Raw genomic sequence first — 22193 nt, forward strand, 5'->3', positions numbered from 1 at the left:
GCAACCCGAGCAGAGCGAGTAGGAGACAGACGGCTCCCGGGCGTGGAGTGGATAAGTCGGTGAAGTTCCGACTTGTCCACGAAACAGACGGGAGCCGTTTCACGCGCCCACCCTGCGGTAGCGGGCGTGAATGTTGTTGTGCTTGAACGTGCCCGCCTCGCTGAACTCCGCGATCTCCAGCGACAGGGCCAGGGTGCGGGAGTCGAAGTCGGCGGCGAAGTGGCTTTTCAGCACCTCGAACAGTGCCGCGCCCGTCTCGGCCTGCACGGCCTCGCTGCGCCCGGCGGCGATCTTCAGGGTCACGTGCACAAAGGCGTCATCGTGCGCCCCCTCGGCCACCACGTACTCCGTCAGGCGGTGCGCGCGGGCGCGGATGCCGCCCGGCGGGTACACATCCGGACGGGCCAGCAGCACCCCGTTCAGGGCACGCAGCAGCTCCGGCACGCGCGGCGCCGTCAGGTTATCGGTGTACTCGACGGTCAGGTGCGGCATCAGATGCGCTGCCCTTCCTGCGCGATCAGCGGCTCGGCGTCCTCCGACTCCCACCCCACGTCGTTCTCCAGGGCGCCCAGCCCGTCGATCTCCAGGCGCATCACGTCGCCCGGCTTCACGTGCGACACGCCCTTCGGTGTGCCGGTCAGGATCACGTCGCCCGCCTGCAGGGTCATGAAGCGGCTCATGAACTCGATCAGTTCCGGCCCACGCAGGATCATGTCGCGCGTGTTCCCCTCCTGGCGCAGCTCCCCGTTCACGAAGGCCCGCAGGCCCAGGTTGTACGGGTCCGGCACCTCGTCCGCCGACACGAGGTACGGCCCCAGCGGCCCGAAGGTATCCCAGCCCTTGGCGCGCATGGGCGGACGGTAGTAGTTGCTCACGTAATCCCGCACCACCAGATCGTTCGCGATGGTGTACCCACCGATGTAGTCTTCGGCGTCCTTCGCCTTCACGCGCCGCGCGTCCCGCCCGATCACGATGCCCAGTTCCACCTCATAGTGCATGAACTGCGCCCCACGCGGGTACTCCACCGTCCCGCCGTGCGGCAGCAGACTCGTGTTCGGCTTCAGGAACATCACCGGCTCCTCCGGCGTCTTGAAGCCCAGTTCCGCATTGTGATCGGCGTAATTCAGCGCCAGCGCGATCACCTTCCCGGGAGTCACCGGCAGCAGGAACTGCACCTCGTCCGGACGGTGCGCCTCACCGGCCGCGTCGATCAACATGCCATCCCGGAGCACGCCACGGTGCTGCCGGCCACGGGCCATAAAATTCGCAGTTTTCATTGGGAACCTCGATTGGGAACGGAGTCGCGGGCGGACCCCTCAGTCCGCTGCGCGGCCAGCTCCCCTCAAGGGGAGCCAGAACAGCGCAGGAGAGTTTTTTAGCCTCCCCTTCGAGGGGAGGTGCCCCCGTCAGGGGGCGGAGGGGTTCACTCAACTTAAATCACGTGGACGGGCAGGCCCTTGAGGTCGCTCTCGCGGGGCTGCACCCAGCCGCCCTCGTAGGCTTCGAGCAGGGAGCCCTCCTCGAACCAGCTTTTCGGGGTTTTGGCGCCCCAGAGGGTCTGGCGGCGGGGGTCGTCGAGGTGCCAGCGGATCGGTTCGAAGTCCGGGTCGACGGTCAGGTAGTCGCAGGTGTACAGCTCGATGCGGTGCCCGTCGGGGTCGCGGATGTACAGGAAGAAGGCGTTGCTGACGCCGTGGCGGCCGGGGCCGCGTTCGATGTGTTCGGGCATGCGCGCGCCGGCGAGGATGTCGCAGGTGCGGATGATGCTCTGCATATCGGGCATCCAGTACGCGAAGTGATGCAGCCTCGGCCCCATGCCGTTGGTCAGGGCGAGGTCGTGCACACTGCCGCGCCGCTGGATCCAGGCCGCCCAGATGCGCCCGTGGTCGTCCTCGGTGTACTCGCTGAGGCGGAAGCCGAGGTGATCCATGTACCAGCGCATCACGCCCTCCACGTCGGGCGTCATGACGTTGATGTGGTCGATGCGTTGCAGGCCCGCGCCGCGGTGCAGGTGGTAGTCCTGCAGCAGCCAGGGGTGCTTGACGGACTGCGCGTAGAACGCGACGGGCACGCCGTACGGGTCCTGGAAGCGCAGCAGGCGCGGCCGGTCGAGTTCGGTCTCCCAGCGCCAGGGGATGCCCTGCGTATCGAGGAACGCGGTCAGGGCGTCCAGGTCGGCGTCCGTGCCGACACGGTACGCGAGGTGTTTGACGCCCGCCTCGGGGGCGAGTTCGAGTTTCAGCGTCCACTCGCGGTCCTCGTTGGCGCGCAGGTACAGAGCACCCTCGGTCTCGTGCAGGACGTTCAGGCCCAGCAGGTCCACGTAGAAGTGCCGGGAGGCGGCGAGGTCCGTCACGTAGAAGATGCCGTGCGCGATGCGGATGGTGTTCGGCGTCTGCATGTCAGTCCGCCGCCACGGTTTTGGACTGGTTGGGTTGAGGCTGGTGGATGAACTCGCGGATGCGCTGCACGTACGGTTTCTTGTCGTACACCTCGTACAGGGCGCTGTGCATGCGGATGGGGTCGCCGAAGAAGTGCTTCTCGTACAGGTTCTGCCGCGCGCCGAAGCTGCTCAGGGTCAGGTCCCACGCCAGCCGGAAGAGTTTCAGCCGCTCCTCGGCGCTGGCGTTCGTGGCCTGCAGGTGCTTCTCGATGAACGCCCCCAGCGGTCCCTCGCGGTCGGCCTTGCCGGGCATCATGATGATCCCGGACGCGCCGAGGAGCTGAATGATCTCGTTCAGGCGCGGGTAGATCGCCGGGTAGTAGTTCCGCGCGGCGTCCAGCGGGCCGCGTGCGGGCGTCATGACGCCGTACGCGTTGAGCTGCGCGCCTTCCACGGCGGCCACCTCCAGCGCCTTCATGATCTCCAGGGTCACGATGATCTCGCTGACCTTGCTCTGCACGTGCTGGAACCCCCCGCTGCCGACGGTGTCCACGATGCTCTGCGCGAGACCCAGGAACGCCTCGGTCTTGCTGACCTTCTGGTTCACGACCTGGTACGCCATGTGCAGCACGGCGTCGGTCCTGGCGTAGGCCTGGTTGGCGAGGGTCATGTCGTACATCAGGAACACGCGTTCCCACGGCACGAGGACGTCGTCGAAGATCACGAACGCATCCTGCTCGTCGAAGCGGCTGGACAGCGGGTGGTCTTCCACGTCGCGGCCCAGGTCGAAGGGTTCGCGGCACTGGAAGTACAGGCCCGGCGTGTTCGTGGGCAGCCCGAAGCCGATGGCGTAGCGGCTGCGGTCGCCGTTCTCCCGGATGACGGTCGAGGGGAAGATCAGGATCTCATCGGCAATCGGGAGGGTGGCGAGCATCCGCGCGCCGCGCACGATCACACCATCTGAAGTTTCCTCGACGATGCCCATGGCGATGTACGGGTCGGGCAGTTCGGACGCCTGCTTGCCGCGGTTCACCTGCGGGTTCGTCAGGGCGTGCGTGAGGCACAGGTCGTGGTCGCGCACGTACTCGAAGTAGCGGCGCATGTTCTCGCTGAAGTTCCGGCCCGAGCCCGGCTCGCCGCTGGACTCGCACCCGTCGAAGTACGCGCTCGCCATCCCGGCGGCCATGACGTTCGTGTTCATGTAGTCCGGCGCGCGGCCCAGCGTGCCCAGCGAGTAGTTCGCGCGAATGCGGTGCGCCTCGCCGATCCGGCGCAGGTCCTCCCTGGTGCGGGGCACCATGAACGCGGTCGCGTGGCGCTCACCGCCCTCCTCGAAGGTCAGGACGTCACGGTAGCGCGCGTCGTGTTGCAGGTCGTACAGCCCGGCCAGGGAATGGGCGATGTTGCGCGTGGCGGGGTGGGTGGTGGCGTCCTCCACCCGCTGCCCGTCGATGTACAGGTTGGGCGGGTTGTGGCGCAGGCGGTCGAGGAACTGCTGTCCGGTACGGGCCATGTCGGTACTCCTTGGGGTATGGGGGGCGTGCGTTCAGGTGCCGGGCGCTTCGGTCAGTTCGCCCGCGTCCATGACGAGTTCACCGGCGTCCAGCCGGTCGGCGAGGGCGTGCAGGTACGCGGCCAGGGTGGGGTGCTGCGGGCCGCTGGGGCCGACCTCGTGGTCCATGTCGATGACCTGCCCGGCCCGGCCGGCGGGACCCGGAGTGGTGTCGATGGCCGCGCCGTTGCCCGCGCCGTCGGCGTCCAGGGGAATCCAGCCGTGCGCCCACCAGCCGCGCCGGATCTCGTCGCGGCCCTCCGAGGCGTCGTGGTCGGCGTTCCCGGCGAACACCCCTCTGCCCAGCAGGTCGCGCCACGTGTCCGCCTCGGACTGGATGCCCGCCGTGCCGAGCAGCGTGCCGGTCGGCCACCCGCCCTCCTGGCTGCCGTCGTGGCGCAGCAGGGACTCGCTCAGTTCGGCGGGCAGCGCGAATCCCAGGAACCCTTCGAGCGCGGTGATCTGTTCCGGGGTCGCGCCGGGAAGGAGTCGGTCGGCGGCGTCCTGCGCGGCGTACCACGCCTCGATGCGCTCCCAGGCGCGCGCGAGCTCGCTCACGACTCCCCCGGTCCCGGCATCCCGAGCTGCTGGGCGCGGTGCCCGTTCAGGTTGATGGCGACGTTCTTCGTCTCCATGTAGAAGTCGAACGAGTAGTCGCCGCCGTCACGGCCGATGCCGCTGGCCTTCATGCCGCCGAACGGGGTGGGCAGGTGGCGGACGTTCTCGCTGTTCACCCAGATCATGCCGCTGTCCAGGCCGTGCGCGAAGGTGTGCGCGCGGGTCAGGTCGTTCGTCCACAGGTACGCCGCGAGGCCGTACGGCACGTCGTTCGCGAGGCGCAGGGCGTCCCCGTCCGTATCGAACGGGATGACGGTCAGGACCGGGCCGAAGATCTCCTCCTGCGCGATGCGCATGTCGTTGCGCGCGTCGGTGAGGAGGGTGGGGCGCACGTAGTTCCCGGTCTCCCCGATCCGCTCGCCGCCGACCTTGATGGTCGCGCCGTCCGCGCGGGCCGCGTCGAAGTACGAGCAGACCTTCTCGAACTGCCGGGGGTGGATCAGCGGGCCGACCTCGGTGGCGGGGTCGAGGGGATCGCCGACGCGGATGTTCGCCACGCGCGCCGCGAGCTGCTCGACGAAGGCGTCGTGCACGCCGCGCTGGACGAGCAGGCGGCTGGAACTGGTGCAGCGCTGACCGTTCAGGGAGTAGATCATGAAGATCGCGGCGTCCAGCGCGCGGCTCAGGTCGGCGTCGTCGAACACCACGACCGGGTTCTTCCCGCCCAGTTCGAGGTGCACGCGTTTGAGGGTGTCCGCGCCCTGTTTCTGGATCAGGCTGCCGGTGCGGCTCTCCCCGATGAACGCGATGGCTCTGATCAGGGGGTGCTCGGTCAGGGCCTTCCCGGCGCTCTCGCCGAAACCGTGCACGAGGTTCACCACCCCGGCAGGAATGCCCGCCTCGTGTATGATCTCCGCGAGGATCGTGGCGGTCACGGGGCTCCACTCGGCGGGCTTGTGCACGACCGTGCACCCGGCGGCCAGCGCGGGCGCGATCTTCCAGGAACTCAGCATGAACGGCGTGTTCCAGGGGGTAATCACGCCGACCGGCCCGATGGGCTGGCGGACGGTGTAGTTCAGGAAGCCGTCGGTGGGCAGGCTCAGGCCGTCCTGCGCGCCCTCGGCGCGGTCCGCGAAGAAGCGGAAGTTCTCGGCGGCGCGCACGGCGGCACTCTTCATGAAGCGGATGGGCTGCCCGGTGTCGGTGCTCTCGGCGACGGCGATGTCGTGCGCGCGAGCCTCGATCAGGTCGGCCACGCGGTACAGCAGCGCGCGGCGCTTCTTGCCGCTCAGGGCTTTCCAGGCGGGGAAGGCGGCGTGCGCGGCCTGCGCGGCGCGGTCGATGTCACGGGCGTCGCCGCTGGCCGCGCGGCCGAGCACGCGGTTGTCGGCGGGCGCGTGGAACTCGAAGGTGTCGCCGGACTGCGCGGGCACCCACTGCCCGCCGATGAAGTGGGGCAGGGGTGCGCGCAGCCGCTCGTGCAGGGCGTCCACGGGGGACGGAGTCGTGACGGTCATGAACCCTCCAGGGAAAGGCGCGACGGTGTGCGCCCGGAACGCGAATGGAACTGTCGTGAAGTGAGCTTCCCCGTAGCGTAGGCCCGCGCGCGGCGGCGGCTCAACGGCAGGGCGCACAGAAACCACAAGGTCTTTTGTATGATTCGACAATGCATGGGCCGGGAGGAACCGGGTGAGCGTGACGCTCGCCGCGCTGCGCGTGGCGCTGGGCCTCTCCGCGACCCCCGACCTCGACCCCCTGCCGGACGCGGAGGCGGCCGTGCGGGCCTTACCCGGCGCTCCGGCGGCGGACGTGCGCGCCGCGTTCGCGCGCCTCCAGGCAGCCGCGCTCCGCCCGCACCTGCCGGGCCTGCGGGCGCTGCTGGACGGCGCGCAGCGCGCCCTGAACCACCCGCAGCCGGAGGCGGCGCTGGCGCGCTGGCTGGCCGGCGTCACAGGAGGCGAGGTGACGGTGCGGGCCAGCTGGGGCGACGTGGTGGCGCACGCCGGGCGCGTTCCGGAGGAGGCAGCGGGGGCGGCGGTGCTCACCGAGGTCCCGCTGGCCTTCGAGCGCCGGCCGGTGGGCACCCTCCAGCTGCGCGCCGCGCCCGGCTGGGCGGATCTGGCCGCGCTGATCGCTGATCTGCTGCGCCTCGCGCGGCTGCAGGCGGCGGCGGCGGGCGCGGCGCGGCGGCGGGTGGGCGAGCGGCAATTCGAGGCGCTGCTCGCGGGGGACGCGGCGCACCTGCCGCCCGGCGAGGGCTTCACGGTGGCCGCGCTGCGCCTGGACGGCCCGCCGCCCCGCTCGGCCCGCGCGCGCGAGGCCCGCACGGCGCAGCTGGACGTGCTGTGCAGCGTCGGCGAGGGCTTCTTCTACCGCCGGGGCGTGACCTGCCTGACCGCCGTGCGCGCCCAGGACGACGGGGACGTGGCCGCGTGGCTGTGGCCCGGGCTGGACAGCGGCCTCCCGCAGGGCCTGCACGACGCGCTGCTGAACGCCACCCGGTCCGCTTTCCGCCTGGGCGTGAGCCGCCCGCACGCCGACGCCGGCGCAGTCGGGACGGCGCTGCGGGAGGCCACCCAGGCCCTGACCGCAGCCCCGCTGCGCGGCGCGGCCACCTTCGCGCAGCCCGACCCGCTGCAACCGCTGCTCGACAGCCCGGAGCGGGCCGCGCACGCTGCCGAGTGGCAGGCCCGGCTGCGCGCCGGTGACCCCGACGGCAAGCTGGCCGCCACCCTGCGCGCCTACCTGGGCCACGTCGGCCCGCTGGGGACCCTGGCGCAGGAGCTGAACCTGCACCTGAACACCCTGCGCTACCGCCTGCGCCGCGCCGAGGAGCTGCTGGGGGGAGGGCTGAACGACCCGGCGTTCGTCGCGCGGGTGTACCTCGCGTTCGGACCGTGAGCCGAGTGTCGGGTCCCGGGGACACTCACGCAGATCATCGCGGGGGTTGCCAACTCCGTTGAGGAGCGTGTCGGTGGTCCCAGAGTGAGCTGAACACCCCCGTAAAGACGCCCAGCAGGCATTGCCTTCCAGATGGACAGTGGCCCTCGACATGGGCGGAGGCGCACATGAAGCAGGGAAGCCCCTCACAGGGAACTGGGCAGAGGCCTAACAGGCGACTCCGGATGACGTGGAATCACCCGGAGCCCCTCGTCAGGCGGCGCTCAGCGGCAGCGGATGTCCTGACCGAAGTACGACTTGCTGATCTTGGCGTACGTGCCGTTGCCCTGCACGGTCTTCAGGGCGCCGTTCACGGCCTTCAGCAGGCTACTGTTTCCCTTGGCGACGGCCATGCCGAGCTTCTCCTGGAACAGCAGGTCACCCTGCTGCAGCTTGCCTTTGGCGGTCTTGAGCGCTTCGAGGCTGTAGAAGCGTTCGTTCACCATGGCGTCCACGCGGCCCGCACGCAGGGCCTGCAGGGCGTCGGCGTTGTTCGGGAAGGTGCGGACGTTCTTCGTGCCGACCACCTTGGCGATCTGACCGACGTAGGTGGTGCCGACCTGCGTGGCGACCGTCGTGCCCTTGAGCTGCGCGGCCGTTTTCGGGCCGCCGGGGCGGCTGACGATCACGCCGCCGCTGCAGTAGTGGGGCGTGCTGAAATCCACGGCCTTCTGGCGTTCGGGCGTGATGCCGTGCGAGGAGATCACGAGATCGAAACGGTCGCCGTTCAGGCTGATCAGCAGGTTGTCGAACGGCTGGCTGCTCCATTCGGCGCGCACGCCGAGCTGCGAGGCCACGGCGTTGCCGAGGTCGTACTCGAAGCCGCGCATGCTCAGGCCCTCGAAGTACGTGAAGGGTTTGAATTCGGCGTTCGTGCCGATGCGGATCACGCCCGCCTTCTTGATCTCGGCGAGGGTGCGGGCCTGGGCGCTGCCCAGCAGGGCGGCGCCGATCATCACGGGAAGCAGTCGGTTCATGGGGTCCTCCGCCGGAGCCGGTGTGGGCGCGGCGTCCGGGTGACATGCAGGGAATGGGCGGGGCGTCGCGTCCACGGCGCGGCCGGGACGCGAAGGGGGGATGATAGCTCACGGGCTGCGCGCGTGGCAGGGGACGAAAGGCTCACCGGGCCGTCACCCGATCAGGCCAGAGGGGATTCAGGTGGTGCCACGTCGTTCGGGGTTGCCCGGTGGCCCCCTCGCCCTTCCGCCCTGTCGCTCCACTGCTGCGCGGCTCCGCGTGCCTCAGAAGGCAAGCGGGGACGACGGAACGTGGACAACACGTCAATTCCATCCCGTATCCGGCGTGTCCCGCGCAACACTGTGGCGCCCCGGGTCAGGGGAGTGGACCGGGGAGGTGCCCAGCGGGTAGGGTGGCGGGGGGGCCAGTCAGTGCAGCGCAGTGGAATTGGTGAAGTCTGACAGCGGTTTCCAGTTCCATTGAAGGGCCAAGGTAGGACCACAGGACAGCGTGGAGTTGAATCATGCGGCTTGAACACATGGTTCGATCCGACGGCGGAGCAATTCCGCGACCGTCCAGGCGTGATCCGTCACACCTGCGGCCATCCCCGGCGTTCGATCCACCCACCGACCATTCACCTGCACCCGAAGTGACCGATGTGGACGAATGAGGTTGTACGCCGCCAACACCAGGAAGAAGTGACGTTCCAGTCGCTCGCCGTCGCTCCCGGCATGCCGGGAGCGACGGACCAGGGCCGGCAACCACGTCCGGAGGGTCGCATCCAACCGTTCCACGAAGGCGGTGTTCACGGTACCCGGCCGACCTTGCGATGCTTCGATCAGGTGCAGCGCCTCGAAGAGGTCACCGAACGCGATACGTCGCTCGATTCGGTCACGGGAGGTTCGTTTCACGACCTGCACGATGTGCAACTCCGCCCAGGGCACCAACGCTGGGCGCCCACGGCGCCCAGGGTGCCGCGGCGTCCGGAACATCCTGAGCACCTGTGTTTTCCACGCGCCGTATCCATCTGTTGCCCACAGCACCGGCGATTGAAGCTGTGCAGCGCAGTGCACCTGATTCACGACCTCGGCGATCAGGGCGTGCGTTCGCTCAGCAGCCAACGCACCCCACAGGAGCAGTCGTGAGGAGACACAGACGGCCGTTGCCAGCTGAACTGGATAGAGTTTGGTGGAGGGTAAGTTCAGTGTGATCCACACTGGAGGACAGAATGTCCGTACCCAAGCAGCAATTCACCGCTGAGTTCAAACAAGAAGCCGTCCGGTTGGTTCGCACGACCGGAAAGAGTTGCGCCCAGATTGCCCGCGATCTCGGCGTTCCCCCTCACTACGTCGTCCGGTGGAAGCAGCAGCAGGACACCCAGACGGCCTCCGGCCGCCCAGCCTTCACCGGGCGGGGAATCCCCGCCCTTTCACCACAGGAGGCTCGCCTTAAGGAACTGGAGCGGGAGCTGGAAATTGCACGACAGGAACGGGATATCCTGAAAAAAGCGCTGGCCTGTCTTGGCCAGAACAGCACCCGTATGGGGCTTGGCCGCTTCTTCGCCAAGCAACCCTGATCTTCAGGTTCATCGAGCGGCACCACGACGAGTTTCCAGTCGAGCTGATGTGCCGGATTCTGGACGTGAGCATCAGCGGGTACTACGCTGCGCGGGGAAGGCCGGAGAGCAAGAGGATCTCAAAAGACCGCGTGCTGATCGAGAAAATCAGGACCAGCTTCGAGGAAAGCCGGGGAACATACGGGGCGCTGCGCATCCAAGCCGACCTGAAGGCACAGGGAGAGCAGGTCAGTCGTCAGCGGATCAGGCGGCTCATGCGACAAGCACAGCTTGTCGCGCGTGGAAAGCGGAAGTTCCGGACGACGACGAAGGCGAAATCTTCGCGCCCAGTCGCAGAAAACATTCTTGATCGGGTGTTCACTGCGGACGGCCCGAATCAGAAGTGGGTCACGGACATCACGTATGTCCCCACCCGTGAAGGCTGGTTGTACCTGGCGACGGTCATGGACCTGTACTCGAGGAAAATTGTCGGCTGGGCGCTGAATGAGCGACTTCAGACGCCGCTGGTCACAGCGGCGTTGGAGATGGCGGTGGCTCGTCGGAACCCACCAGGCGGACTCCTGCATCATTCGGATCGAGGGAGCCAGTATACGAGCGATGTGTACCAGCAGGCGCTGGACAGATTGCAGGCCGTTCAGAGTATGAGCGAGGCAGGAGAATGCTGGGATAACGCTGTCCAGGAAAGCTTTTTTGCGACATTGAAGACGGAGATGGGGCTTGGCGAAGCGCAGTGGGACCGTGCCCAGACACGGACAGAGGTGTTCGAGTGGATTGAAGTGTTCTATAACCGTCGCCGTCGTCACTCGTCGTTGGGGTATCAGTCACCGACGGCCTTCGAGGAGCAGGCTTACATCCTGAACTGAGGCTCCACCAAACCCTTGACAGATCAAGCCACCGCACGCCCCGTTGGGTCCGACACCAGAGTTCGTCCGCCTGCACCTGCCCGAGATGCAACTGGCCCTGACAGACGAGGTGCTCGTGAACACGCTGCGCGTGTTCACCGGCTGTCCTCACCCAGTCGGCCAGTGTGCGCTCGTCGATCTTGAAGGCCATGACCACTGCTGGGATGGGGCAACCGAAGGTGAGGAGGGTCAGGACCAGTTGGACGATGTTCGGATCGGTCTTGAGTCGATAGAGCGGTGTGCCGTGCGTCGCGGTGAACGTCGTGTGGCAGCGATGACAGCGGTATCGAGCGTCGCGACGGGAATGAACGCCCACTCTGGTGGGCGACGGGCAATACGGGCATCGGGGCGTATCATCAGTGCGTCGGGAAGAGGGAGTTGGCTGCAGACCACTCCATCTTCCCGATCTCGTTGCTCATCACTCCACGCTGTCCTGTGGTTCTACCAGGGCCAACACCACGCCCTTCAATTCCACTTCCGACCGCTGGTGTTGTCAGGTGCTCGCTCCGCTCGTTCAGGAGTATTGAAGACCTGTTGCGCAGTAGCTGAAGGGTCGGCAGGGAGTCGGTCCACGACTCCCTGCTGAGCTGTCCCTGTGCTCAGGGCGTGCAGAGGTGGTGGCGGCGTTGCCAACGGAGATTGACGAGCCCAGCGACACACCCCCACATCACGCCGTGCTGTGAGGTCTGATTCCTGAAAAACTCCTTGCAGACGCGAAATTTCTTGATGCGGCCGATGGCATTCTCAGCGCTGATCCGCACCTTGGAGATCAGCCGATTCAGCTCACGTTGCTCCTTGCTCAACTCGCCGTTCTTCGGTCGTTTGGCGGGCACGATGGTTTCCCAGTCCGGATAGACCTTCTCCATTCCGGTATAGCCCCGGTCTCCCCACACCCGGACGTGCCTGGGCAGTCGGTTCATCAGTCGGGAACGTCGCAGCACCTTCATGTCGTGGGTGCGACCGCTGGCGGTCGCACTGAGGTGCACGATCTGTCCTTCGGGCGTCACCGCCACCTGAGTTTTCAGGGTGTGGGTCCTTTTCTTGACGCTGTAAAAGCGCTTCTTGTCCTTGGGCCGCCCGACCGCCTTCTTGCCGGGGTTCTCCCCCTTCTTCACTTTCGGCTGCCCGCGAGGTTGCTCAGTCCCATCCACGATCACGTCGGTCAGTTCGGGGAAGATATCCAGAAACTCCTCCAGCGAGCGTATTTTCCTCGGGTTCCTGCTCACCCCTCCAGGAGCGTTATCCGGCTCGGCCTGGAGCGTCCGGGGACGGAGGGGAGCAGGCAACGCCTGCTCCAGGACCGGCAGCAGGGCGTGGATGTTCCGGCAGATGTTCGCCGCGTCCAGATTGAACAGGATGCCCAGAACATGCATGGTGAAGGACTGTCGCAGATAGAGCAGCGTCACCAGCAGCCGCTGGCTGAGGTCGAGCTTGAAGGTGTTGCCCGCTCCGATGCGCCGGACCCGTCCGGCGCGGGCAAGGGAGCGGTGATGACTCCGTTCCCACAAGGGCTCCAGTTCAATCAGCAGCTGGTCGAACTCGGCAGGACTCAACCCCACCAGCCGTTCAAAGGACCGCCCCCTGGATTTCAGCTTCTCAAGCCGCAACACCCTTGAACCTACCTGCTCCGACCTCTACTGCGCAACAGGTCTTGAATTCTGCTTTGACTGTTCGGTCAGCGGACTGGGCGTGAGGACCTGCCGTTCGAAGTCCGCGGCGGGGAGGGGGCGGGCGAGCAGATAGCCCTGGAGGTAAAGTGCGTCTGAAAAACGTGCTGGCGCAGGTTTTCCCAAAGGCGTCGTGCGCGCACGGTAGAGGTCGGAGGTGGGGTACCCATGACCCGAGCTGCGTATCCAAACGATCTGACCGATGCCGAGTGGAGCGTACTTTTTCCCCTTCTGCCTCAAACGTCATCCGTTGGTCGTCCACGGAAGTGGTCACTGCGAGAGATCCTGGACGGGATCTTCTCCGTCCTGCGGGGCGGAATCGCTTGGCGGGCGACGCCACACGACCTCCCTCCAGGGCAGACGATCTACCACGATCACCGTCTGTGGCGAATTCATGGTGTCTGGCAAGCACTCCACACCACCCTGCGAGAGCTCGTCCGTCAGCATGAGGGTCGCCCAGCGACCCCCAGCGCCGCGATCATCGACAGCCGATCGGTGAAAACGACCGAAGCCGGTGGACCCCGCGGCTACGACGGTGGAAAGAAAGTCGATGGCCGTAAGCGTCACCTGCTCGTCGACACCCTGGGACTCGTCATGGCGATCAAAGTCCATGAGGCCGATATCCAGGACCGCACCGGTGCGGTCCTCCTGCTGCGCGACCTGCCCAATGTGTTCCCACGCATGGAGCACGTGTGGGCGGATGCGGGGTACACCGGTAAGCTGGCGAGCGACATCAAGACCCATCTGGGTTGGACGATGGAGATCGTCACACATCCTTGGTCCGGGTGGCAGGGGACCTGGGCACCAAAGGACGCACCTCCACGCGTCGTGGAGGTGCCAAAAGGGTTTGTGGTGCTGAAGCGGCGTTGGGTGGTGGAGCGAACCTTCGCCTGGTTGGGGAAGTCGCGGCGGATGGCCAAGGACTACGAAGCGCTGATCGAAACCGCCGAGAACTTGGTCTACGAAGTCATGATTCGGTTGATGGTGCGTCGCCTGGCAAAAGATACACCCTGACGGTTTTCAGACGCACTTTAATGACGAGCGTATCCACGCTGACAGGTCGGCGCTCGCCCGCAGCGGGCCGCCGGTCATCCGGTCTGCCCGGCCCGCTCCGGACTGAGGCGCACGCTCCCCCCGGCCCGCTTGGCGAGGTACATCGCGCGGTCCGCGAGGTGCAGCAGCGCGTCCACGGACCGCGCGTGCAGCGGCGCGACCGCCACCCCCAGACTGAACCGCACCTGCACCTCCGCCGCGCCCACCCGGAACGGCCGCTCGAGCACCTGCCGCAGGCGGCGGCGCAGGTCCAGCTCCAGGCTGTCGGTGTCGGGCCAGTCGGGGAGCAGCAGCGTGAACTCGTCGCCGCCCACCCGCGCCACGAGGTCCGACGCGCGGAACGCCAGGCGCAGGCGCCGCGCGACCTCGATCAGCAGTTCGTCACCACCCGCGTGCCCGTACGTGTCGTTCACCCGCTTGAAGCCGTCCAGGTCCAGCACCCCCACCGCCAGCAGCGACCCGCCCCGCTCGGCGCCGTTCAGTGCCCGCGCGAGCTGGTCCATGAACACCGAACGGTTCGGCAGGCCCGTCAGCGCGTCCTGCCACGCCTGCATCTGCAGCCGCGACTGATCCCGCGCCTGCATGAGCAGCAGCGTGACCAGCCCCACGACGTCGTCCAGCTGCGCCGGGACGGACTCGTCGCCCGGCGCGTCCACCAGCAGCGCCCCCAGCAGTTCCTGACCGTCGTCCGGCGCCACGAGCGGCAGGGCCCAGCAGCCGCCCCGGTCGTCCGGCACGAACGCGCGGCGCGCGCCGCGCCCGGTCACGTGCGGATACGTGGCCGTACTCACGCCCAGCGCGGACAGGTGCGGCCACGTCAGGAGCACCTGCCCGGCCAGGACCCGGCCCGTCACGCCCGGCAGGGTCGCGCCGATCAGGTCCTGCACGCCGCGCAGCACCTCCGCCAGGGGCCGCGACTCCACGAACCGCTGCAGCACCTCGTGCCGCGCCTGATCGAGCCGCGCGCGCGCCCCCTCGCCCGTCACGTCGCGGACCGTCACCGTGAACCCGTCCGCGCCGGGCGCGCACTCCAGGTCCAGTGCCCGGGGCGCGCGCTGCACCGACACCCGCTGGGTGACGCCCAGGTGCAGCGTGCGGTCCAGCAGCGCCAGCAGGTCCGCGGCGCCCTGCGTCAGGGGGCCCGCCTCGATGCCCAGCAGGCGCGATGCCGCCGGGTTCAGGTACTCCACCAGCCACTGCTGCCACTGCTGCCGGTCGTGCCGTGCGAACACCATGCCGTGCGCGGTGCTTTCCAGCACGGCCTGCATGCGCCGCCGCTCCAGGTTCACCTGCTCGCGCAGCGCGTGCTCGCGCAGGCTCTCGGTGATGTGCGCGTGCAGGATCTCCGGGCTGAGCTCACCCTTGTTCAGCAGGCGGGTCGCGCCGGCCTGCAGCACCCCGGCCGCCTCGGCGTGCTCGGCCGAACCCGTGATCACCAGCACCGGCACCCCGGGGCGGAACTGCTCCAGGAATTCCTGACCGGTCATGTCCGGCAGGTGAAAGTCCAGCAGCACGCAGTCGGGTTGCAGTTCACGCAGCATCCGCGCGCCCAGGTCACCCACCTCGACGTGATGACAGCGGATCCCGGCGTCCACCCGGGCCAGCAGCTGCTGGTAGTGCCAGGCGTCCTCCGGGCAGTCCTCCACGATCAGCAGGTTCAGACCCGCGGCGGGTCCGGACCTCGGTGCAGAGGCTGACGTCAGTGACATGACCCATGCTACTGACCGGCAGGTCGGCTCCGTACCACACATGCCCCACCCCCAGGGAGCCGCCGCCGCAGAGATGAGCCTGGCAGCGTCCTGGAGGTCGGAAACCCACCAGCAGACAGACTTGAGCGTTCGTTCATGGAACCCCGGGACATGACATCGCACGCCCCGGGGCAACGTTCACGCCTCCGATCCGCCCCCCGTGACCGCCGCGACCACCACCCGGGCGGCGCGCGTCACCTCCGGCACGCTCAGCCCACCGAACCCCAGCAGCACCCCATGCCGGTCGGGCCGACCCGCGTACAGATCGTCCACGGGCGTGACCAGCACCCCACGCGCCGCGCACGCCGCGACCACGCCCGGCACGTCCAGCCGCGCGTCCAGTTCCAGGAGTGCGTGCAGTCCGGCCTCCAGGCCCAGCAGGCGCGCGTGCGGGGACAGGGGTGCCAGGATCTCGCCCAGCGCCGCGCGGCGCCGCGCGTACTCGCGCCGCATCCGCCGGATGTGCGCCTCCAGGTGCCCGCCCGCGATCAGGTACGCCAGCGCCCGCTGCACCGGCCAGGACGTGTGCGCGTCCGCGCGGGTCTTCAGCGCCAGCAGCCGCTCCCGCAGCGCCGCGGGTGCCACGACGTACCCCACGCGCACCGACGGGCTGAGCACCTTGCTGAACGTGCCCAGGTACGCCACCCGGCCCGCCCGGTCCAGGGACGCCAGCGCGGGCAGCGGCGCCGCCCCGTAGCGGTACTCGCTGTCGTAATCGTCCTCCAGGATCAGCGCGTCCGCCTGCGCCGCCCAGTCCAGCAGCGCTAGGCGGCGCGGCAGGGACAGCCGCACGCCCAGCGGAAACTGGTGGCTGGGCGTCGTGTACGCCAGCAGCGGCGCGTCCGCCCCGACCGGCAGCGCCGACACGAGCAGCCCGTCCTCGTCCACAGGGACGGGCAGCAGCCGCGCGCCCCGCTCCGTGAAGATCTGCCGCGCCAGCCGGTACCCCGGGTCCTCGATGGCGACCGCGTCCCCGGGGGTCAGGACCGCCTGCGTGATCAGGTCCACGCCCTGCACGGCGCCCGACGTGATCAGCACATCCTGCGGGCCGCACACCAGCCCCCGCGCGCGGCGCAGGTACGCGGCGACCTCCGCGCGCAGCAGCGCGTCCCCCGCCGGGTCCGCGTAGTCGTCCGGCAGGTCGTCCAGCGCCGCCGCGCGCCACACCCGCCGCCACGCCTGCGTGTTCAGGAACGACGTGTCCGTCTGCCCCACCCGGAACGCCAGCGTGCCCGGCGGGGTGGGCGGCTCGACCAGCGCCGCCGGGACGTCGCGGCGCAACCAGCGGGCCGCCGCGACCGGCGCGGCCGTCACCCCGCCCGGCTCGGGCGGCAGGTCAGAGGCGACGAACGTCCCGGACCGGTCGCGGCCCACGAGGTACCCCTCGGCGAGCAGCGCATCGAAGGCGTCGAACACCACGCCCCGCCCGACGTCCAGCGCGCCCGCCAGCGCCCGCGTGGACGGCATCCGCTGCCCCGGCGCGAGCACCCCCGCGCGGACCGCGCCGCGCAGCTGCCGCGCCAGCTGCCGCGCCAGCCCGCCCGCCGCGCGGTCCAGGGTCACGGGCAGGTTCACGGGCGGGGCAGGCGAACGCGGCATGGAGGGTCATGCTCGCGCGGCCCGCCCCGCCCGGTCAATGGGTACAGTCAGAAGGGATGGTCAGCGGTTCTGGATCAGCGGTTCTGGGGGAAGCCGAGGTCCACGCGGCTGGTCGCCGGGTCGGGCCAGCGGGACGTGACGACCTTCGTGCGAGTGTAGAACTTGATGCCGTCCGGGCCGTACATGTGCGTGTCGCCGAACAGGCTGGCCTTCCAGCCGCCGAAGGAGTAGTAGGCGACCGGGACGGGAATCGGCACGTTGATACCGACCATGCCGACCTGACAGTCGAACTGGAACTGCCGGGCGGCGCCGCCGTCGCGCGTGAAGATCGCGGTGCCGTTCCCGAACTCGTTGTCGTTGATGAGCTTCAGGCCCGCCTCGTAGGTGGGCACGCGCACCACGCACAGGACCGGCCCGAAGATCTCGTCGCGGTAGGCGTCCATGTCGGGCGTGACGTGATCGAGCAGCGACACGCCCAGGAAGAACCCATTCCCGTCGAACGTCTGCGCCCGGCCGTCCACGACGACCGTCGCGCCCTGGTCGGCGGCGCTGCCGATGTACCCGGCGACCCGGTCGCGGTGCTCGCGGCTGATCAGCGGCCCCATCTCGTTCGCGGCGTCACTGCCGGGGCCGACCTTCAGGGCAGGCAGGCGCGAGGCGATGGCGTCCACCAGCCCGTCCGCCACGTCCCCGACGGCCAGCACCACGCTGATCGCCATGCAGCGCTCCCCGGCGGACCCGTACGCGGCGCTGACGGCGGCGTCGGCGGCCATGTTCACGTCCGCGTCCGGCAGGACCAGCATGTGGTTCTTCGCGCCGCCCAGCGCCTGCACGCGCTTGCCGTGCTCGGTGCCCTTCTGGTAGATGTACCGGGCAATCGGGGTGGACCCGACGAAACTGACCGCTGCGATGTCCGGGTGCTCCAGCAGCGCGTCCACCGCCTCCTTATCGCCGTGCAGGACCGTGAACACGCCGTCCGGGAGGCCCGCCTGCTGCAGCAGGTCCGCGATGAACAGGCTCGCCGAGGGGTCCTTCTCGCTGGGTTTCAGGATGAAGGCGTTCCCGCAGGCCAGCGCGTTCGCGATCATCCACAGCGGCACCATCGCCGGGAAGTTGAACGGCGTGATGCCCGCCACCACGCCCAGCGGCTGCTGGATGGAGTACACGTCCACGCCGGTACTCGCGCCCTCCGAGTACCCGCCCTTCAGGAGATTCGGAATGCCGCACGCGAAGTCCACGTTCTCGATGCCGCGCGCGATCTCGCCCAGCGCGTCCGCGTGCACCTTCCCGTGCTCACGGGTCAGGATGCGGGCCAGGTCGTCCCGGCGGGCGTCCAGCAGCGCCCGGAATCGGAACATGATCTCAGCCCGTCGGCTCAGCGGCACCGTACGCCACGACCGCGCCGTCTGCGCGGCCGCCGCGACCGCCGCGTCCACCTCGGCGCGGCTGGCGAGGTCCACGAGCCCTTGCACCTCCCCGGTCGCCGGGTTGAACACCTTCGCAGTGCGGCCCGACGTGCCGGGCGTCAACTTGCCCCCCAGCCAGTGGTTGATGGGAGCGGGCTTGGTCATCGTGTTCGTCATTGGGAATACCTCGGGGTGTGGGTTGTGGGAAACAGCCGGAGGGCGGTTCAGAGCTCACCGCCCCTCATCAGTCGGCGGCGACGGGTGAACCGATCATCTCGTCCACCAGGGCGAGGGCTTCCTCGTACGCGGCGAGGCCCTCGTCGAGTTCCTCGCGGGTGACGACGAGGGGCGGGCAGACCCACAGGAAGTTGAAGCGGCTGTACGCGTACACGTGCCTGCTTTTCAGGTGCGCGGCGAGGCGGCCCATCTCCGGCGAGGTGCCGTTGAACGGCGCCAGCGGCTCCTTGGTGGCCTTGTCCCGCACGAGTTCGAGGACGCTGAACAGGCCCTTGTAACGCACGTCGCCCACGCAGGCGTACCGCGCCTTCATGGCTTCCAGGCACTGCCCGAGGTACTCGCCCAGCTCGCGGGTGTGCTCGAACAGCCCCTCGTCCTCGTAGACCTTCAGGTTGGCGACGGCGGCGGCCAGCGAGACCGGATGCCCGCTGTAGGTCAGGCCTCCCGCCAGGAAGTGCGTCTCGAAGTACTCGGCGATGGCGTCACTGACGACCACCGCGCCCAGCGGCATGTACCCGCTGGTCAGGCCCTTGGCGCAGGTGACGATGTCGGGCTTGATGCCGTAATGCTGCGTGGCGAGCCACGTGCCGGTGCGGCCGAAGCCGCTCATGACCTCGTCGTCGATCAGGAGAATGCCGTACCGGTCGCACAGGGCGCGCAGTTTCGGGTAGTAGTCGTCCGGCGGGACGAGCAGACCGTTGCTGCCGGTGATGCCCTCGACCATGATCGCGGCGATGGTGTGCGGCCCTTCCATCTGGATGATCTCCTCGATGTGCGACACGCACTCGCGCCCGCAACTGTCCGGCGTCTTCCCGAACGGGCAGCGGTAGCAGTACGGGTCGAAGGCGCGCACGATGCCGGGCACGCCGGGTTCGACCGGCCAGCGCCGGGGGTCGCCGCTGGCGGTCATGCTGCCCATCGTCGCCCCGTGGTAGGAACGGTAGCGGGTGATGATCTTGTCGCGGCCGGTGTACAGGCGGGCCATCTTCATGGCGTTCTCGTTCGCCTCGCTGCCGCCCAGCGTGAAGAAGCTCTTGCCCAGGCCCGTGACCTCACGCAGTTTCTGCCCCAGTTGCGCGCGGACGTCCGTGGCGAAGCTCGGCCCGGCGAAGCACATGGTGTCCACCTGCGCCTTGATGGCGTCCAGCACGGCCGGATGCTGGTGCCCGACGTTGATGTTGATCAGCTGACTGGAGAAGTCCAGCCACGCGTTCCCGTCGCCGTCGAAGAAGTGGCTGCCCTTCCCGCCGGTCATGTGGATGGGGTTCGTCTGGGTCTGCACGCTCCACGAGAACAGGGTGTGGTCACGGTTCGCCTGGATGATGTCGTGCGTGTCGGGATGCGGGTCGGGCATGTGGGGCAACCTCCAGAATGACAGGGCGAACCCGGCAGTGTGCAGGGCGCAGACTTCAGAAAGAAGAGCGGAAACCGAATGTTACCCGAAGTGTAGTTTTATGCGTGCCAGCGCGGCAAGAGACAGTCTGTCCAGTCGCCCGCCTACGTCCGCTCGGCGGCGCTGAGCGCCTCGCCCGCCTCGCTGCGCGTCAGTTCCAGCGCCAGATGCAGACCCAGCTGCCGCCGGGGTTCGTCCAGGTCAGGCAGCATGGCGCGCAGCTGCTCCAGGCGGTAGTACACCGTCTGCCGCCGCACGCCCAGCCGCCGGGCGGTTTCGGCCATGTTGAAGTTCGTGGTCAACAGGGCGTCCAGCGTGCCCAGCAGCGTCGAGCGGGGCCGGGCGGGCAGGTTCAGCAGCGGCCCCAGCTGCGCGCGCAGGAACGCCACGCTGCGGCCCGTCTCGGCCAGCGCGTCGAGCAGCGGCGCGAGGCTCGGGTCCAGCGCCGGGCCGCCGTGGTTCAGGATGCGGGCGTGCGCCGCGCGGGTCAGGGCCGCGAAACTCACCTCGGACCGGAACACGATCAGCGGCAGCCCGTGCAGGCGCGACGCGCCCAGCAGCGCGGGCGGCACGTCGCGGAACACCTGCACGAGTTCCAGCGCCAGCCCGTGCGCGCCCCGCTGCGCCAGCGACGCCACGAAGCCCTCCAGTTCGCCGTCGTTCATGCGGGCCAGCAGCGACCCGGTCGAGAGGAGCAGTTCCCCGCCCGTCAGGAAGCGCGCGGCGTCCGCCACCTCCGACACATGCACCCAGGTCACGGGTTGCGTCAGGTGCGCGTGCCCGCTCACGACCTCCGCGCCCGCGAACGCTGGAAGCGTCAACAGTTCCGCCAGCGTCGGCAACATCGGATCCTCCAGTCGAACAGGGGTCATGGTGACTTCAGTGTGCGTCATGGCGGATGAGCTGTCAGATGCCTTTCGCAATCCAGTCCATGGTGCGGGTGGTGAGTTCATCCAGGGCCTGCACGCTCAGGGCGAGGTGGTCCTCGCGGGTGTCCTCGATCCTGTTGTGGCTGATGCCGCGCAGGGACTGCACGAACAGCATGACGGTGGGCACGCCCGCGCGGGCGACCTCGGCGGCGTCATGGAGCGGCCCGCTGGGCAGGCGGTGCGAGGTGGGCGTGACGGTCAGGATGCTGGCCTCGGCCGCGTCGATGAGCATGGGGTGGAACGGGATGGGTTCGATGTTCCAGAGATACCCGAAGGTGACGGTGCAGCCTGCGTCCTGTGCGAACTGCGTGGCGGCGTCCTGCGCGTCCTGCCACATGGCGGCCAGCTTGTCCGCGTCGAGGTGCCGCTGGTCGAGGGTGAGTTCGCAGGTCTCGACGACGCTGGTGACGATGCCGGGCAGGGTCCTGACGCTGCCGACCGTGCACACGCCCCCGTGCCGCGCGGCGATGTCGTAGATGGCCTGCCCGAAGCGTCCGGCGGCGAGGAACGCGTCCCTGCGGACGTTCATGGGGGTGCTGCCGCTGTGCGCGGCCTGCCCGTGGAAGGTGACCGTGTGCCGTTCGACGCCGACGGTGCCGAGGACCGCGCCGAGGGGCAGGTCCAGGTGTTCGAGGACGGGCCCCTGTTCGATGTGCAGTTCGAGGTACGCGGCGGCGTCCCTCAGTTCCGCGCGGGCGTCCGGGGCATCCGCGAGGGTGATTCCGACGCGGCTCAGGGCGTCTTCGAGGCTCACGCCGTCGCGGTCTTTCAGTTTGCGCATCTCGGTCACGTCGAGTTTGCCGCCGGCAGCGCTGGACCCGTACAGGCTGCGGCCGAAGCGCGCGCCTTCCTCGTCGGCCCAGTCCACGAGTTTCAGCGTGACGGGCGGCCGCCCGGCGTACTGCTCATTGACACGGCGCAGGACCTCCAGGCCCGCCAGGACGTTCAGGCACCCGTCCAGCCACCCGCCGTTCGGGACCGAATCGAGGTGCCCGCCGATCAAAAGGGCGCGGTCACTCTCGCCGGGCAGGGTCGCCCACCAGTTCCCGGCGGCGTCCATGTGCTGCGTGACGGGCAGCGCGTCCAGTTTCTCCTTCAGGAACGCGCGGGCGGCGACCCAGGTGTCCGTGAACGCCACCCGCTGCGCGCCGTGCTCGTCCCCGGTCAATTCACGCAGGGCTTTCAGTTCGTCGATGGTCCGTTGTGGATCAAGCATGCGTCTCCTTCGGAGACAGTTGAAAGTTGACGGTTGACAGGTGATGGAACCACCCTCTAGGAGCTCTGGGCTTCCGT

At 68.5% G+C, this 22193-nt stretch carries 17 protein-coding genes and 1 pseudogene; 3 read left to right on the forward strand and 15 right to left on the reverse strand.

What is annotated here, in order from left to right; genetic code table 11:
• Positions 1-99 precede the first annotated feature (99 nt).
• From DEIGR_RS15755 to hpaE, 6 genes are all read right to left on the reverse strand, one after another.
• On the reverse strand, positions 100-492 hold the full coding sequence (locus tag DEIGR_RS15755; RefSeq protein ID WP_058978897.1) for a 5-carboxymethyl-2-hydroxymuconate Delta-isomerase: 393 nt from the start codon (positions 490-492) through the stop codon (positions 100-102).
• Complete coding sequence (locus DEIGR_RS15760; protein ID WP_058978899.1) at positions 492-1277, reverse strand: fumarylacetoacetate hydrolase family protein; 786 nt, start codon at positions 1275-1277, stop codon at positions 492-494. The genes DEIGR_RS15755 and DEIGR_RS15760 overlap by 1 nt, the downstream gene beginning before the upstream one ends.
• 155 nt (positions 1278-1432) lie before the next feature.
• Positions 1433-2401, reverse strand: a complete 969-nt coding sequence (hpaD, locus tag DEIGR_RS15765) for a 3,4-dihydroxyphenylacetate 2,3-dioxygenase (RefSeq protein WP_058978901.1) — start codon at positions 2399-2401, stop codon at positions 1433-1435.
• A gap of 1 nt (position 2402) precedes the next feature.
• Entirely contained in the window at positions 2403-3896 is a 1494-nt protein-coding gene (hpaB, locus tag DEIGR_RS15770) for a 4-hydroxyphenylacetate 3-monooxygenase, oxygenase component (RefSeq protein ID WP_058978903.1), read from the reverse strand.
• A 33-nt stretch (positions 3897-3929) separates the two neighbouring features.
• Positions 3930-4493, reverse strand: a complete 564-nt coding sequence (locus DEIGR_RS15775; RefSeq protein WP_058978905.1) for an SMI1/KNR4 family protein — start codon at positions 4491-4493, stop codon at positions 3930-3932.
• Positions 4490-6010 carry a 5-carboxymethyl-2-hydroxymuconate semialdehyde dehydrogenase gene (gene hpaE / locus DEIGR_RS15780; protein ID WP_058978910.1) on the reverse strand — a complete coding sequence of 507 codons (1521 nt, stop codon included), beginning with the start codon at positions 6008-6010 and terminating at the stop codon, positions 4490-4492. The genes DEIGR_RS15775 and hpaE overlap by 4 nt, the downstream gene beginning before the upstream one ends.
• Positions 6011-6182: 172 nt before the next feature.
• On the opposite strand from hpaE, the gene DEIGR_RS15785 reads away from it, so the two are divergent.
• Positions 6183-7394 (forward strand): PucR family transcriptional regulator, encoded by a 1212-nt coding sequence (locus DEIGR_RS15785; protein ID WP_058978912.1) that lies wholly within the window; start codon positions 6183-6185, stop codon positions 7392-7394.
• Positions 7395-7657: 263 nt separating this feature from the next.
• Here the strand turns inward: DEIGR_RS15785 and DEIGR_RS15790 are convergent, their stop codons facing one another.
• Complete coding sequence (locus tag DEIGR_RS15790) at positions 7658-8410, reverse strand: ABC transporter substrate-binding protein (protein WP_058978914.1); 753 nt, start codon at positions 8408-8410, stop codon at positions 7658-7660.
• Positions 8411-8911: 501 nt separating this feature from the next.
• Positions 8912-9301, reverse strand: coding sequence for a hypothetical protein (locus tag DEIGR_RS20500; protein WP_153013877.1), 390 nt, complete (start codon positions 9299-9301; stop codon positions 8912-8914).
• A gap of 317 nt (positions 9302-9618) precedes the next feature.
• Between DEIGR_RS20500 and DEIGR_RS15800 the strand changes: the two are divergent.
• Positions 9619-10829 (forward strand): annotated as a pseudogene (locus DEIGR_RS15800) (IS3 family transposase).
• 638 nt (positions 10830-11467) lie between these two features.
• On the opposite strand, the gene DEIGR_RS19840 reads toward DEIGR_RS15800, so the two are convergent.
• The gene (locus tag DEIGR_RS19840) at positions 11468-12475 is read right to left on the reverse strand and encodes a transposase family protein (protein ID WP_083524256.1); all 1008 of its coding nucleotides are present in this window, start codon (positions 12473-12475) and stop codon (positions 11468-11470) included.
• Positions 12476-12703: 228 nt separating this feature from the next.
• Between DEIGR_RS19840 and DEIGR_RS15810 the strand changes: the two genes are divergently transcribed.
• Positions 12704-13549, forward strand: coding sequence for an IS5 family transposase (locus DEIGR_RS15810; RefSeq protein WP_058978918.1), 846 nt, complete (start codon positions 12704-12706; stop codon positions 13547-13549).
• 74 nt (positions 13550-13623) lie between these two features.
• Here the strand turns inward: DEIGR_RS15810 and DEIGR_RS15815 are convergent, their stop codons facing one another.
• The 6 genes from DEIGR_RS15815 to DEIGR_RS15840 all read right to left on the reverse strand — a co-directional run bounded on the left by DEIGR_RS15815 (position 13624) and on the right by DEIGR_RS15840 (position 22116).
• Positions 13624-15297, reverse strand: coding sequence for a two-component system response regulator (locus tag DEIGR_RS15815; RefSeq protein WP_058978920.1), 1674 nt, complete (start codon positions 15295-15297; stop codon positions 13624-13626).
• Positions 15298-15474: 177 nt separating this feature from the next.
• Positions 15475-16935 (reverse strand): MocR-like pyridoxine biosynthesis transcription factor PdxR, encoded by a 1461-nt coding sequence (gene pdxR, locus DEIGR_RS15820; protein ID WP_083524213.1) that lies wholly within the window; start codon positions 16933-16935, stop codon positions 15475-15477.
• A gap of 74 nt (positions 16936-17009) precedes the next feature.
• Positions 17010-18518: a CoA-acylating methylmalonate-semialdehyde dehydrogenase gene (locus DEIGR_RS15825; protein ID WP_058978922.1), complete on the reverse strand. Its 1509-nt coding sequence runs from the start codon at positions 18516-18518 to the stop codon at positions 17010-17012.
• A 67-nt stretch (positions 18519-18585) separates the two neighbouring features.
• A complete protein-coding gene (locus tag DEIGR_RS15830) occupies positions 18586-19932 on the reverse strand; it encodes an aminotransferase class III-fold pyridoxal phosphate-dependent enzyme (RefSeq protein WP_058978924.1) in 1347 nt (448 codons plus the stop codon).
• Between the two features lie 143 nt (positions 19933-20075).
• Positions 20076-20843: a PucR family transcriptional regulator gene (locus DEIGR_RS15835; protein WP_229777937.1), complete on the reverse strand. Its 768-nt coding sequence runs from the start codon at positions 20841-20843 to the stop codon at positions 20076-20078.
• 34 nt (positions 20844-20877) lie between these two features.
• Positions 20878-22116, reverse strand: coding sequence for a hydantoinase/carbamoylase family amidase (locus DEIGR_RS15840; protein ID WP_058978927.1), 1239 nt, complete (start codon positions 22114-22116; stop codon positions 20878-20880).
• Between the last annotated feature and the right edge of the window lie 77 nt (positions 22117-22193).

The sequence above is a fragment of the Deinococcus grandis genome (assembly GCF_001485435.1).
Classification (GTDB): Bacteria; Deinococcota; Deinococci; order Deinococcales; family Deinococcaceae; genus Deinococcus; species Deinococcus grandis.

Bases quoted from the DNA above. Each gene is read 5' to 3' on its own strand.
- hpaB (WP_058978903.1), bottom strand. From the start codon at position 3,896: ATGGCCCGTACCGGACAGCAGTTCCTCGACCGCCTGCGCCACAACCCG.
- DEIGR_RS15825 (WP_058978922.1), bottom strand. From the start codon at position 18,518: ATGACGAACACGATGACCAAGCCCGCTCCCATCAACCACTGGCTGGGG.
- DEIGR_RS15840 (WP_058978927.1), bottom strand. From the start codon at position 22,116: ATGCTTGATCCACAACGGACCATCGACGAACTGAAAGCCCTGCGTGAA.
- DEIGR_RS15815 (WP_058978920.1), bottom strand. From the start codon at position 15,297: ATGTCACTGACGTCAGCCTCTGCACCGAGGTCCGGACCCGCCGCGGGT.
- pdxR (WP_083524213.1), bottom strand. From the start codon at position 16,935: ATGCCGCGTTCGCCTGCCCCGCCCGTGAACCTGCCCGTGACCCTGGAC.
- DEIGR_RS15760 (WP_058978899.1), bottom strand. From the start codon at position 1,277: ATGAAAACTGCGAATTTTATGGCCCGTGGCCGGCAGCACCGTGGCGTG.
- DEIGR_RS15830 (WP_058978924.1), bottom strand. From the start codon at position 19,932: ATGCCCGACCCGCATCCCGACACGCACGACATCATCCAGGCGAACCGT.
- hpaD (WP_058978901.1), bottom strand. From the start codon at position 2,401: ATGCAGACGCCGAACACCATCCGCATCGCGCACGGCATCTTCTACGTG.
- DEIGR_RS15810 (WP_058978918.1), top strand. From the start codon at position 12,704: ATGACCCGAGCTGCGTATCCAAACGATCTGACCGATGCCGAGTGGAGC.
- DEIGR_RS15835 (WP_229777937.1), bottom strand. From the start codon at position 20,843: ATGACCCCTGTTCGACTGGAGGATCCGATGTTGCCGACGCTGGCGGAA.
- DEIGR_RS15790 (WP_058978914.1), bottom strand. From the start codon at position 8,410: ATGAACCGACTGCTTCCCGTGATGATCGGCGCCGCCCTGCTGGGCAGC.
- hpaE (WP_058978910.1), bottom strand. From the start codon at position 6,010: ATGACCGTCACGACTCCGTCCCCCGTGGACGCCCTGCACGAGCGGCTG.
- DEIGR_RS15755 (WP_058978897.1), bottom strand. From the start codon at position 492: ATGCCGCACCTGACCGTCGAGTACACCGATAACCTGACGGCGCCGCGC.